This is a genomic window from Pseudarthrobacter sp. W1I19 (genome assembly GCF_030817835.1).
Lineage (GTDB): Bacteria > Actinomycetota > Actinomycetes > Actinomycetales > Micrococcaceae > Arthrobacter.
Genome location: NZ_JAUSZR010000001.1, coordinates 612416 through 625389 on the forward strand (window position 1 = coordinate 612416; position 12974 = coordinate 625389).

The window sequence follows — 12974 nt, forward strand, 5'->3', positions numbered from 1 at the left end:
TGGTTTCCCTAATTGACAGGGAAACCAGGGCCATTCTGCAGCTTGCTCTGGGATGCTAAGCCACTGTTACTTTCTGAGCGACTGGGCAATCTGCTGCATGATCGTGGGGTCGGAGAGAGTAGTAGCATCACCCGGGTCGCGGCCTTCAGCGACGTCCTTGAGCAGGCGGCGCATAATTTTCCCGGAGCGGGTCTTGGGCAGTTCGGGGACCACCAGGATGTTCTTCGGTTTGGCGATGGGGCCGATTTCCTTGCCCACGTGGTTCCGGAGTTCCTGGACCATGTCTTCTCCGGAATCCACCGCGTCGCCGCGGAGGATGACGAACGCGACGACGGCCTGTCCGGTAGTTTCGTCCGAGGCTCCCACGACGGCGGCTTCGGCTACGGCGGGGTGGGATACCAGGGCGGATTCGATTTCGGTGGTGGAGAGCCGGTGGCCGGAGATGTTCATGACGTCGTCCACCCGGCCGAGGAGCCAGAGGTCGCCGTCCTCGTCTTTCTTGGCGCCGTCGCCGGCGAAGTACATGTTCTCGAACCGGGACCAGTAGGTGTCCTTGTATCGCTCCGGGTCGCCCCAGATGCCGCGGAGCATGGCGGGCCAGGGTTCGCGGATCACCAGGAAGCCGCCGTGGCCGTTGGGGACGGATTCGCCCATCTCGTCCACCACGTCCACCGCGATGCCGGGCAGCGGCACCTGGGCGGAGCCGGGCTTGGCGGCGGTGACGCCGGGCAGCGGGGCGATCATCTGGGCGCCGGTCTCGGTCTGCCACCAGGTGTCCACGATGGGGGTCTTGTCCCCGCCGATGACTTTCCGGTACCACATCCAGGCTTCGGGGTTGATGGGTTCGCCGACGGACCCGAGCACGCGGAGGGAGGACAGATCGTACTTGTCCGGGATCTCCCGGCCCCACTTCATGAACGTCCGGATCGCGGTGGGGGCGGTGTAGAGGATGGAGACCTTGTACTTCTCCACGATCTCCCACCAGCGGCCCTGGTGCGGGGAGTCCGGGGTGCCCTCGTACATCACCTGGGTGGCACCGTTGATGAGCGGGGCGTAGGTGACGTAGGAGTGGCCGGTGACCCAGCCGACGTCGGCCGTGCACCAGTACACGTCCGTCTCCGGGTGCAGGTCGAACACCGCCTTGTGGGTGTAGGCGTTCTGGGTGAGGTATCCGCCGGTGGTGTGCAGGATGCCCTTGGGCTTGCCGGTGGTGCCGGAGGTGTAGAGGATGAACAGCGGGTGCTCGGAGTCATGGCCGACGGCGGTGTGCTCGGCGGAAGCCGCCTCCACGGTGTCCGCCCACCAGTGGTCCCGGCCTTCGGTCCAGTCCACGTCCTGGCCGTTGCGCTTGACCACCACCACGTTCTGCACGCTGTGCCCATCGTTCGCGAGGGCCTCATCCACCGCGCTCTTGAGTGCGCTGGGCTTGCCGCGGCGGTAGGTCCCGTCCGCGGTGACCACCAGCTTGGCCTCGGCATCCTCAATCCTCGAGCGCAGCGCGTCCGCGGAGAAGCCGCCGAACACCACCGAATGCACTGCCCCGATCCGGGCGCAGGCCAGGAGCGTGATCACGGCCTCGGGGATCATTGGCAGGTACACGGCCACCCGGTCGCCCTTGACCACGCCGAGGGACTCGAACGCATTCGCGGCCTTCTTCACCTCGTCGGTCAGCTGGGCGTAGGTGTAAGTGCGGGTATCTCCGGGTTCGCCTTCGAAGTAGATGGCCACCCTGTCACCCCGGCCGGCCTCGACGTGCCGGTCCAGCGCGTTGTAAGCAGCGTTGACTTCGCCGCCCACAAACCACTTGGCGAACGGCGGGTTGGACCAGTCCAGCGCCTGGTCAAAGTCCTTGGACCAGGTCAGCAGTTCCCGCGCCTGCTTCGCCCAGAACGCCGGGCGGTCGGCAGCGGCCTCCTCGTATTCCGATGCCTTGACCACGGCGTCAGCGGCGAACTCGGGAGTGGGCGGAAACGTCCGGGTCTCGTGCAGCAGGTTTTCAAAGGCATCGCCCTGCTGGCCTGCCTGCCCGCCTTGTCCGGAGCCGGCGGCAGCGGTGGCCGTGGAGCTTGAAGTGTCCTGGGACATGTGAACCTCATCATTCATCGATCTTTGCTGCGCGGGCATCCGCCGCCCGCCGGGCTCCGCCGCCTGCACGACGCCGGGCACCGGCTGGTCACGGATTTTCCGCAAAGAGCTGTTCCGGAATCAAGACTAATGCTTGCCCGCGGCGCATGTGTGCGCTGTCACAAACGGACCCGCGAACGGCATTTATTAAGCGGTGAGTGGACGCGAGGGGGCACTCAGCCAGCCGCGCCCAGCTAGTGATCACTCAGGCTGTTGACTAGGCTGAGATTGAATTGTGACTTCACTTCGGTGCCTCCCATCCGGCCGCGCAAGCGTCCGGGGCAGGAGGAAACCGCTGTACGACGGCACGGTTTCGGGGCCACTTGGCCCGGTGCCGCCACGCTAAGGAGAACAGAATGAACCAGCAGATCTTCGGCCAGAAAACAGGCCCTGACACCGAGGCGGGTTCCGGCAGCTCCACCGCCCCGGCCGCCGGGGCAGGCAAGCCGGCCACGTCCGAAGGCAAGGGCGCCAACGCCCACCAGGCAGTGCTCGGTCCGTTCACCATCCGGGACCTGGCCGTGTTCGCCGCCACGCTCATTTTGTTCGTCGCGTCGCTGCTGCCCATCTTCGGCGGCAGGTACAACCTCTGGAACCTGAACAACCTCTTCTTCCTGGGCCTGGGTATTGTCCTTCCCCTGGTGGTGAGCGCACTCTTCGCCGCGCGCAGGCTGGCCCCCGGCACAAAAATCAGGATTGGGTCGCTGTCCATTGACCAGTTCGCTTCCGTCGTCGCGTCCTTCGCGGCCGCCTTCTTCTTCCTGACCGTTGCCGTCGCCTATGTGCCCACCTTGCTGGTGGCACTGATCGGCGCCCTGGTCCTGTTCGCTGCGACGGTCCTGGGCCGCTTCATTCCCTATGTTTCACCCGACTTCCAGGGCCGAGTGGAAGGCCCCGCGCATGTGGTGGCGCGGGAAGCAGCCGTTCCCGTCCAGAAACCGCGCGCGCCCAAAAAGCCCAAGGTGGAGTCCACTGCTTCCAAGCCTGCCTCCGGCGGAGGGCTGTTCAGCGGCGCCGGGGCCGGATCCTCGGCGGTCCAGCCCCATGCCACGCAGCACCACGCCCCCGCCACGGCGGCGGTTCCCACTGCCGGCGTGGCCGCTTCCGGGGCGCCTGCCACGGGCTCGGCACCTGTTTCCACTGCCCCCGAAGCATCCGACGCCCGGCCGGCAGGTGACTCCGGGCCCGCAACCCAGGCGTCCGACGTCGTCCGTCCCGCTTCAGTCCAGCCGCCAACCCAGGCGTCGGGTGTGGTCAGCCCTGCATCAGCTCCTTCAGCGGAGGAGACGCAGCTGGCGGATGTCCCCGCGGCTGGCGGTGCTGCTGCGGGTGCCGGAGCTTCGCCGGCCGCAGGGCAGCGGACTGCCGGCAATCACGGCGGAGGTTCTGCCCCCACGCCTTCCGCTGCGCAGGGCTCCTGGGAGCCGCCGGCCGCTACCGCCGTCCACCCGCACGTCCGGGCCGACAACCCGATCGGGGCAACCGTCGATCCCGCAAGCCGGCCTGAGGAAGCGGACGAGCAGCCCATCCACGAAGCGTTCTGGTTCGCCGTGGCACAGCACCGCACCGCCTTTGATCCCCGTACCGGCGCCCCCGCGTTCGTGATTGAGCCTGGCGGCTGGGTGCTGGCACTGGAGGACCGCGGACACGAATTCCTGGTCCAGCACACCGACGGGCGGCTGGGCGTGCTGCGCGACCTCAGCAATATCGAGCGCGGCTAGCAGATGGCCTCGCCCCGGGCGGCCAAAGCCTCACCGGCCGCCACCGGTTCCCGGGCTGCCAAATCCGGCGGCGGGCAGGCTCCGGCCGGCCAGGCCGCGGGTATGCCCGTGGTCTCCGCCGAGTCCCTGCTCGGACTGAAGAGGCGGGCGCGCAGGATCAACAGGGCCTTGGCGGAGAAGTACCCCTACGCCCATGCGGAACTTGATTTCCGCAATCCGTTCGAGCTGCTGGTGGCCACTGTCCTATCCGCGCAGACCACCGACGTCACCGTCAACCAGATCACACCGTTGCTGTTCACGCGTTATCCTGACCCGCGGTCCATGGCAGAAGCGGATCCCGCCGCGATTGAAGAGATCATCAAACCCACCGGTTTCTTCCGGGCCAAGACGCGAAGCCTTCTCGCCTTGTGCACCCGGCTGGTGGATGAGTACAACGGCGTCGTTCCCGGCCGGCTGGAGGACCTGGTCACGCTGCCAGGGGTGGGCCGGAAGACCGCCAATGTGGTGCTGGGCAACGCCTTCGGCGTCCCCGGGATCACGGTGGACACCCATTTTGGCCGCCTGGCCCGCCGATTCGGCTGGACACAGTCCGAGGACCCCGTCCAGATTGAATATGACGTGGCCGAGCTCTTCGAGAAGAGGGACTGGACCATGCTCTCCCACCGGGTGGTGTTCCATGGGCGGCGGGTGTGCCACTCCCGCAAACCGGCCTGCGGCGCGTGCCCTGTGGCCACCTGGTGCCCGAGCTACGGCATGGGCGAAACGGACCCGGCCAAAGCGGCAAAACTGCTGAAATATGAACTCGCTCCCGGCAATGAAGCCCTCCTGGCCCAACTGCTGGCCGAAACCCACCGGGCGGCCGAAATCAGGATGGAATCCCAAAAGAGGAAGCCGTGAGCGCCCGCGAAGACCTGATCGGGTTGGCGCAAAGGTCCGCGTCAGGGTCGGTATCCGCCCCGGACCCCCTGTGGGCCGCCCTGACAGTGGATGCCACACGGGCGCGCAGGGCTGCCGTCCTGATGCTGTTCGGGGCCCTCGATGACGTTCCGGCTGTCTCCGACAAGCCGCTGGCCCCCGCCGACCTGGACGTCCTGCTCCTGGAGCGCGCGCACACCCTGGGTTCCCATCCCGGGCAGGTGGCGTTTCCCGGCGGCGCCATTGACGCACGGGAAACACCGGTTCAGGCGGCCCTGCGGGAGGCCGAAGAAGAAACGGGGCTGGACACGGACGGCGTGGAGGTCCTGGGAACCCTGCAGGAGCTGGGGCTGGCCCACAGCAACTTCCTCGTAACCCCAGTCCTGGGGTGGTGGCGCGCGCCGTCACCCGTGGGAGTGGTGGATTATGCTGAATCCGCGCAGGTGTTCCGGGTTCCCGTCCGGGACCTGCTGGACCCGGACAACCGGGTCATGGCAACAGTCAACCGGGCGGGACGCACGTTTGACAGCCCGGCTTTTACTGTCAATGGAGTGGTGGTCTGGGGTTTTACCGGCATCGTTTTGAACGGCCTCTTTGAACAGCTCGGCTGGGCGGTTCCATGGGACCGGAGCCGGGTGCACCCGATGGGTGTCTAGTCTTTGCCGCCGGGGCTGGTCACGTTGCCTCAGGCCTGCTGCTGGCGGAGATCCACCACTATCCCGGTGGCCGCATTCTCACGCATCGCCTTAACGCCTTCCAAAAGTGTGTTCAGAGACTTGAAGTTTGGCGAGACGGCAACGATGTTGCCTTCTGCGTCCGTCAGCCGCAGCCTGTACGACTCGTCCCCAACCCGATGTATTTCAAACCTGCCCGCCATATGCCGGACCTCCCCTGGTGTTGCGTCTTTGCATCAACCTTCAGACCGATCTGCTTCAGTCACCAGAAGACTGTAACCCGCGTCACGGCACCCCGGCGAGCTACCGCCGGGTAGGTTACTTTTCTCGATAAACGTCGCGCCGGCGGGCGCCAAGGTGCGTTGCAGGGCGCTTCTTACTTTGCGTTGTTATAGGAATCCACCACTGCCACACTCACCGGAAACTCCACCGGAACAGGCCCGAACAACAGCTCCTTTGCTGCGCCCGCGGCATCCTCAATCGCCTGGATACACGATTCCACTTGGCGGACAGGTGCGTGGACCATCACCTCGTCGTGGAGGAAGAAGACGAGCTCCGCTCTCGCCTGGCCTTCGGTGCGCAAGGCGCGCAGCCGCCGTCGTAATTCAGCCAGCCAGCAGGCTGCCCAGTCCGCCGCGGAACCCTGGACCACGAAGTTGCGCGTGAAACGCCCCCTGGAACGCGCTATCGATTGTGCCCGCCGCTGCTCCTCGGCCGACGCCGGACGCTGGCTCTGGAACCACCGCTCCGATGGGGGCGGGCTACTGCGGCCCAACCGGGTGGTGACCGTTCCGCCGGACTCGCCGGCCCGGGCTGCCTGCTCCACGAAACCTACTGCCCGTGGATACGTCCTGGTGAGCTGGGGCATGAGGCGCCCGGCCTCGCCGGAGGTGGCGCCGTACATGGCGCCCAGCAGCGCCACTTTCGCCTTTGCACGGTCGCCGCCGAATCCCTTCGCGGCGATTCCCGCGTAGAGGTCCTGATCCCTGGCGGCCTCAGCCATGATGGCGTCCTGGGCCAGTGCCACGAGTACGCGCGGTTCGAGCTGGGAGGCATCCGCCACGATCAGCTTGTACCCTGGATCGGCATGGACGGCGCCGCGGATCTGGCGCGGGATCTGCAGGGCACCTCCGCCGCGCGATGCCCAGCGGCCCGAGACCACCCCGCCCACCACATACTCAGGCCGGAACCTGCCTCCGGCCACCCACGCGTCAAGCCATGCCCAGCCGTTCGCCGAGTGCAGGCGCGAGAGCTTCTTGTAGGCAAGCAGCGGTCGGATGGCGGGGTGGTTCGACTCCTTCAGCTCCCACTGGCGGGTGCTTTTCACCTCGATGCCGTTCCGGTGCAGGGCACGGATGAGTTCCTGCGGGGAGTCCGGGTTGAGTGTGGGGGCGTTCAACAGCCCGCGCAGTTCGACGTTCAGGGCCTCAAGCTTGGCCGGGCGGTGGCCAAGGGGCGGGCGGGGACCCAAATAGTCGGCCAGGATTTCCTCGTGCAGGTCCTCCCGCCAGGGAACTCCGGCATGCTGCATTTCAGCCGCGATCATGGCACCGGCGGATTCCGCGGCCAGCAGGAGCTGAAGCCGGCTGCGGCGGTTCTGCTCCGGACTGACGGCAGCCAGCGCTTCCTGCTGGGCAGCGTATTCGCCGCGGAGGTCCTCAAGCGTGAACCGTGGTTCGGAGCCAGTTCCCGGATCATCGAACAGGGCGTCCTGTTCCGGGGGCGGCGGAGGCGGCTGGAGCGTACGCGGCGGCTGCTCCGGGTCATCCAGGGTGACCTTCTCGGCGTTCCTGGCATAGTCAGTGTGGGCGGTGAACTCGGAGAGCGCCAGGATGTTCCCGCAGAGGCTCAGGTCATAGCAGCGTTCGAGTTCCACCCCGCATGCCAGCAGCGACGGGTACCAGTCCTGGGTGCGGTGCCAGATCCAGCGGGGCGGTTGCCCGGTGCGTGGCCTGCGTTCCAGCCCGAGGACGATGGCGGCCAGCTCGCTCGTGGCGGCCAGCCTGGGTTCGGGATTGTCCGGGTGGGGGTGGCCTGCTTGGGTGAGTTCCTGCAAGACCGCGCCGGAGGGGTGGGCGGCGAGCAGGAGGTACATGCTCCAATTCTGCCTTGTCTTTTCCGGAGGCTTTGCCGGGGACTTTTCCTGCACAGGCTTGTTGCCGCCGGTTTTGTGCACATAGGGCCGGGGCTGCCTTATCGTTGCCCGGCCGGCGGTGGACAGTGGCTCCATGAGCAGGCATCAGTTGACCCCCCTCCCTTCAGATCCCGTCCCTGCCGCGCGTTCGCCCCGGAGCCCGGATGACGGACTCCTGACCGCCCCTCCTGGCTTTGCAGCTGGTTTGGCAGGGCCGGCCGAGGCGTGGCTGCCGGACAGCGGGGAAGAGGTGCTGCTGGTCACGTCGTCCGCTGTTGTGCGGGCCGAGGTGGAGCGGATTGTGGCGGCGGCCGGAGCGCATCTTCGCGTTGTTGCCGATGCCCTGGAAGGGGCCAGGTACTGGGATGGCTCGGCCGCGGTTCTGGTGGGCAGTGACATCCGGGAGCTGCCGCCCCGGCGGCGGGCACCGGCTGTCCTCGTAGGTCTGGACGGTGAAGGCGACAGCCTGTGGCACCTGGCCGCGGCGCTTGGCGCTGAGCGGGTGGCGGTGCTCCCTGACGCCGCGGCCTGGCTGGCGGACCACCTCAGCCGCTCGCGGGCGCCCGGCCCGGGCGGGATCATCCTTGGTGTGACCGGCGGGTGCGGCGGCGCGGGAGCCACCACGGCGGCGATTTGGATAGCACAGGCGGCGGCCGGGATGGGAGCACGCGTACTGCTTGTTGACGGCGACCCCTGGGGCGGCGGGTTGGAACTGGCCATCGCTGCGGAGGAAAGCCCGGGCCTGCGCTGGCCCGACCTTTCCGAGGCGCGCGGCAGCATCGACTCGGGCCAGCTGTCCGACTCACTGCCCGTCTCCGGAGGATTTTCGTTCCTGTCCTGGCCGGCCACCCGTGAACAGCCCGTATCCGTGGCCGCGCCCACCATCACCGGAGTGCTCGACGCCGCACGCCGGGCGTTTGAACTGGTGGTGCTGGACATCGGCCGGGCCGCGGGACCGCTCCAGTCCTATGCCTGGGACTGCGACCGGATCATGATGGTGGTTCCCGCCCAGCTGAAGGCGGCCGTCGCGGCTGTGCGCCTGCTCCACGAGTTCCCGCCCGTGGAGGCTGGCCTCCTGGTCCGGGCCCGGCCGGGGGCTGCTTTGGATGCCTCGTTGATCTCGGAGGCCATTGGCCTTCCCGTGCAGGGCCGCGTGCCTGAGCTTCGCGGAGTTGGTGGCGCCGCGGAGTCGGGCCGGCTGCTGGAACTGGGCAAGCGGCGCAGCGTCCGGCATTTTGCCGCCTCAGTGCTCGACTCACTCGGCGACGAGCTGCCCACTGGAGAGTTCGGATGAAGCAGCAATCCCCGCGGGGATCGGGAGCAGCTGACGGTCTGCGGCGGCGTGCCCGGTTGATCGAGGGCCAGCGGACGGAAGGCCAGCGCCGGGACCCCCGGCGGGTGGAGCGGCAGATTGTTGATGCCGGGCTGCTGGAATCGGTCCGCGAGTCCATGATGGCCGAAGCCGGCGTTGTAACGCCCTCACGGGTGGCTGCGGCGGTTCAGGCTACCGGCAAGCTGCTGGGCACCGCCGGTTCGCTGGCGGCGGTGGAGCGCATCAGCGCTGAGCTTAACGGACTGGGACCCCTGCAGCCGCTTACCCGGGATCCGGCGGTCACGGACATCTTTGTCAATGCTCCGGACTCGGTATGGGTGGACCGCGGTCGGGGCATCGAGCCCGTCGCCGTGGCCTTCGGCGATGAAGCGCAGCTGCGGGCGCTGGCCTGCAGACTGGTTGCCGCGGGAGGGCGCCGCCTGGATGACGGTTCGCCCTGCGTGGATGTGCGGCTGGCGGGTGGCTACCGTGTCCATGCGGTGCTGCCGCCCGTTTCCACGGCGGGTACCCTGCTCAGCGTCAGGATCCGCCGTGAACGGGTCTTCAGCATGGACGAGTTGCAGGCGGCCGGCATGTTCGGCCCCCTGATAAGGGACGTCCTGGAACGGGTGCTGGAACTTCGGCTGAGTTTTTTGATCAGTGGCGCCACCGGTTCCGGCAAGACCACGCTGTTGTCCACGCTGCTGGGGTTGTGTGCCCCTGAGGAGCGGCTGGTCCTTATTGAGGATGCTTCCGAGCTGAATCCGGTCCATCCGCATGTGGTCTCCCTCGAATCCCGGCACGGCAACCTTGAAGGCGGCGGGGAGGTGGGGCTGGGCGAGCTGGTCCGGCAGGCCCTGCGCATGAGGCCCGACCGGCTGGTGGTGGGGGAGTGCCGCGGCGCTGAGGTCCGGGAATTGCTGACCGCAATGAACACCGGACACAGCGGAGGAGGCGGGACCATCCACGCCAATACTGCGCAAGCCGTCCCGGCCCGGCTCACAGCCTTGGGCGCCCTCGCCGGATTGAGCCCGGACGGCGTCCGGCTCCAGGCGGCCAGTGCCCTTGACGTGGTGATCCACGTCGAAAGGACCGGCCGCGGCAGGGAAGTGACGTGCATCGGCCTTATTGAGGACGGCAGTGACGGTCTTCGCGTTGTGTCCGCTGTGGAAACCTCGGAGGGCAGCACCGTTCGAGGCCAGGGATGGGACGCACTGGCCGGCCGGCTGGGACGTGAACCGGGGCACGGCCGATGACTGTTTTCCTTGCAGCGGCCCTGGTGCTGGCTGTGCTGTTGGTTCTTCGCCCGCCGCAGGGTGCGGCAGCAAGGTTCCGCCGCGCAACCGGCGGTGTTGCTGCTGCTCGAACATCGGAAAGTGCCCTGGCCCGCCTGATCAGGGGGCTCAGGCCTGGAACCGTTAAGGCGGAGGTCTCCGGCCCTGCAGCGCCCATGACCTTGGTGGTGCAACAGCTTGCCGCGCTGCTGAAGGGTGGGCGCACCCCGGCCCGCCTGTGGGACGAGCTGTGGGGAATTTACGGGGTGAACAGCCAAACCGGGCCGGATGGTCCATCCGTGTGGCGGCAGGGCACCGGGCTTACCCAGGGCTCACTGGCACTGCTGGCGGCGGCCCGCGGCGCCGCGGGTACAGGGGCTCCGGTATCGGAGGCCATCAGGCGCTCGTTGCCCGCGGCTTTTCCACGACGGGGCAGGGAATCCCGGATCTGGTCCCAGCTGGCGGCCTGCTTCGACATCGCAGAAGCAAGCGGCTGCCCCCTGGCTGACGTACTGACCAGGTTCGCGGCGCAGCTGGAAGTAGAGGACGACGCCGACGCCGCCCGGCAGACGGCACTGGCAGGGCCCAAAGCCACGGTCAGGCTGCTCACCTGGCTTCCGCTGATGGGGCTGGGCCTCGGCATGGCCCTCGGCGTGGATCCGCTCGCTATTCTGCTGGGCACGCCGCTGGGACTGGCGGCCCTCGTGGCTGGGGCTGCGCTCACCATAGCGGGCAGGGTATGGTCCGCCCGGCTGGTGGCGGCTGCAGCAGGAGCAGGACTGCCATGACCGGAACATTGCTGCCGGCGCTCGCACTCTTAGCCCTCTTGGCCGCCGCAGCCTGCCTTCTATTCCTTGGGAGGGGCCGCTCACGGAAGCGGCTGATCGCCCTGTCCACGGTTCAAAATCCTGGTTCGGCTGATGATCCACGGACTGCAGGCGGCCGGTTCCGCACCCGGGATGGACCCGACGGCCTGCAGGACAGCGCCATGATGCTCGAACTCGTCGCCGCGATGCTGGACGCCGGCTCCGGGATCGGCCGTTCCCTTGATCTTGTCTCGGCGTCGGCGTCCTCGCAGTACCGCCAGTCGCTGCGGCCCGTCGTCTCCGCGCTGGCGATCGGGGCGGACTGGGAGACTGCCTGGCGAAGCTCAGCCGTCAGGTTGCCGGCCATTCTCGAACTGCGGGATGCCCTGGGATTCGCGGCCCTCACCGGAGCTCCGTCCTCGGCGATCCTCTACGCCCAGGCTGCAAGGCTTCGCCGCGAGAGGTTCCGCGCAGCGGAAAAGCGGGCGGCGTCCCTCGGCGTCAAGCTGGTGGTCCCGCTGGGACTGTGTTCGCTGCCGGCCTTTATCTGCCTGGGCGTTGTGCCCGTTTTGCTGGCACTGGTCCCGTCCGGCTGACGGTGCAGCTGCCCTGGCGCAGTTTCCTCGGGTTGCTTCCCACCGCCGGGTTCCGGCCAAACCGTCAGGCCTGCTCTTTCCCTCCACAGCCACTAACCGCCCCCAACTTTTCCACTTACGCAACAGCCGGCCTTACCGCCCGCGGCACGGCCGGGAAGAGTCAAACCAACCGGCAACCCTGCCGGCCCATCGAAAGGAATCATCGCATGTCCATCAACCAGGACCGCCATTACGCCGCCGGAACCGCAACGCTCGCAGCAGCCCGGCAACACACGAAACGACGGGCTGCCGCCGCTCGATCCGCTGGTGTACCCGGAGCCAAGTCTGTGTCCTTGCCGGCCAACGTGGTAGAGCTCTACCCGGGTGCCAGCGTTTACTCGGGCGCCAACGCCCGGCGCAGCACCGGCGTCCGGAGGCTGCTGGGATCAGAAGCGGGCATGGCCACGGCCGAGTATGCGATCGCCACTTTGGCCGCCGTCGGCTTTGCCGGGCTGCTGGTCTTCATCCTTCGCAGTGAGGAAGTCCGCGGCTTCCTCCTGAACCTGATCCGCACGGCACTGGCGTTGCCATGACCGGCGCGCCGGACGTGGTGCGCCTTCGGCGAGCGGCAGAGCGGGGCGCCGTTACCGCAGAATTTGCCGTGACGCTGCCTGCCGTTGTGCTCCTGCTGGCCATGCTTCTTTCGGGTGCAGCCGCCGGGGTCACCCAGCTGCGGCTGGAGGAAGGCGCCCGGGCGGGTGCACGTGCGCTGGCCCGCGGGGACGATGCGGCAGCCGTGGAACGGATCGTAAGGACTCTTTCGGGAACGTCGGCATCCGCCGCTGTTGCAGCCGACGGCGAATGGCTGAATGTCACTGTCACGGGCCGGGTAGGGGGCCCGCTGGGCGCAACAATTCCATGGACGCTGACTGCCCGCGCCTCAAGCCGCAGCGAGGCAGCGGCGGCGGGCCCGGGCGTTTCCGCGGCGGCCGTGGCGGCGGCGGGCACCGGATGACCGGGGCCAGGGCCGCGGCCGGGGACGGACCGGAGCGCGGCTCGGGCACAGTCCTCGCAGCGGGTTTGGCATTGATGGTGATGACGGCCATGGCGCTGCTGCTGCTCCTGGCCCAGTCGGCTGTGCTGGCCAGCAGGGCCGCCGCAGCCGCCGACCTGGCTGCCCTCGCCGCGGCGGACGCCCTGCGCGGGGTCACCGACGGGGAGCCGTGCAACGTGGCGGCGGAAGTCGCGGCGCGGCATGCCGCAGTGGTGGTGAGCTGCTTCGAGGGAGGGGCCCAGACGGTGGAGGTCCGGACGGAGCTGGTCGAGCGGACCATGCTGGGGGCGGCGAGCGGCCGGGCCCGGGCCGGACCACCACCCTGAAGGGGCTGCGCCTGAGCCCGGATTCGAGCCCGGTTCGGTCTGAGCCGGGCCCGGCAGGA

At 68.0% G+C, this 12974-nt stretch carries 13 protein-coding genes; 10 read left to right on the plus strand and 3 right to left on the minus strand.

Translation table 11 applies throughout. The features are described from left to right. Positions 1-66: 66 nt before the first annotated feature. Positions 67-2085, minus strand: coding sequence for an acetate--CoA ligase (acs, locus tag QF038_RS02860; protein ID WP_307613384.1), 2019 nt, complete (start codon positions 2083-2085; stop codon positions 67-69). Between the two features lie 395 nt (positions 2086-2480). Here acs and QF038_RS02865 point away from each other — a divergent pair, with 395 nt between their 5' ends. The 3 genes from QF038_RS02865 (at position 2481) to QF038_RS02875 (ending at position 5416) form a co-directional block, all read left to right on the plus strand. After that, entirely contained in the window at positions 2481-3845 is a 1365-nt protein-coding gene (locus QF038_RS02865; RefSeq protein WP_307608557.1) for a hypothetical protein, read from the plus strand. Between the two features lie 102 nt (positions 3846-3947). After that, the gene (gene nth, locus QF038_RS02870; protein ID WP_307613385.1) at positions 3948-4742 is read left to right on the plus strand and encodes an endonuclease III; all 795 of its coding nucleotides are present in this window, start codon (positions 3948-3950) and stop codon (positions 4740-4742) included. Further along, positions 4739-5416 carry a CoA pyrophosphatase gene (locus tag QF038_RS02875; protein ID WP_307608559.1) on the plus strand — a complete coding sequence of 226 codons (678 nt, stop codon included), beginning with the start codon at positions 4739-4741 and terminating at the stop codon, positions 5414-5416. Before nth ends, QF038_RS02875 begins: the two co-directional genes overlap by 4 nt. A 29-nt stretch (positions 5417-5445) precedes the next feature. On the opposite strand, the gene QF038_RS02880 is transcribed toward QF038_RS02875, so the two are convergent. Next, on the minus strand, positions 5446-5637 hold the full coding sequence (locus QF038_RS02880) for a DUF1508 domain-containing protein (protein WP_307608561.1): 192 nt from the start codon (positions 5635-5637) through the stop codon (positions 5446-5448). A 173-nt stretch (positions 5638-5810) separates the two neighbouring features. Further along, on the minus strand, positions 5811-7529 hold the full coding sequence (locus QF038_RS02885) for a bifunctional 3'-5' exonuclease/DNA polymerase (RefSeq protein WP_307608564.1): 1719 nt from the start codon (positions 7527-7529) through the stop codon (positions 5811-5813). Positions 7530-7662: 133 nt separating this feature from the next. Between QF038_RS02885 and ssd the strand changes: the two genes are divergently transcribed. From ssd to QF038_RS02920, 7 genes are all read left to right on the plus strand, one after another. Next, the gene (ssd, locus tag QF038_RS02890) at positions 7663-8862 is read left to right on the plus strand and encodes a septum site-determining protein Ssd (RefSeq protein ID WP_307608566.1); all 1200 of its coding nucleotides are present in this window, start codon (positions 7663-7665) and stop codon (positions 8860-8862) included. Then, the gene (locus tag QF038_RS02895; RefSeq protein WP_307608568.1) at positions 8859-10136 is read left to right on the plus strand and encodes a TadA family conjugal transfer-associated ATPase; all 1278 of its coding nucleotides are present in this window, start codon (positions 8859-8861) and stop codon (positions 10134-10136) included. The genes ssd and QF038_RS02895 overlap by 4 nt, the downstream gene beginning before the upstream one ends. After that, on the plus strand, positions 10133-10942 hold the full coding sequence (locus QF038_RS02900) for a hypothetical protein (protein WP_307608570.1): 810 nt from the start codon (positions 10133-10135) through the stop codon (positions 10940-10942). The genes QF038_RS02895 and QF038_RS02900 overlap by 4 nt, the downstream gene beginning before the upstream one ends. Further along, complete coding sequence (locus QF038_RS02905; RefSeq protein WP_307608572.1) at positions 10939-11556, plus strand: type II secretion system F family protein; 618 nt, start codon at positions 10939-10941, stop codon at positions 11554-11556. The genes QF038_RS02900 and QF038_RS02905 overlap by 4 nt, the downstream gene beginning before the upstream one ends. A gap of 206 nt (positions 11557-11762) precedes the next feature. Then, on the plus strand, positions 11763-12128 hold the full coding sequence (locus QF038_RS02910) for a DUF4244 domain-containing protein (RefSeq protein ID WP_307608574.1): 366 nt from the start codon (positions 11763-11765) through the stop codon (positions 12126-12128). After that, entirely contained in the window at positions 12125-12550 is a 426-nt protein-coding gene (locus QF038_RS02915) for a TadE family type IV pilus minor pilin (protein WP_307608576.1), read from the plus strand. The genes QF038_RS02910 and QF038_RS02915 overlap by 4 nt, the downstream gene beginning before the upstream one ends. After that, entirely contained in the window at positions 12547-12915 is a 369-nt protein-coding gene (locus QF038_RS02920; RefSeq protein WP_307608578.1) for an Rv3654c family TadE-like protein, read from the plus strand. Before QF038_RS02915 ends, QF038_RS02920 begins: the two co-directional genes overlap by 4 nt. Positions 12916-12974 lie beyond the last annotated feature (59 nt).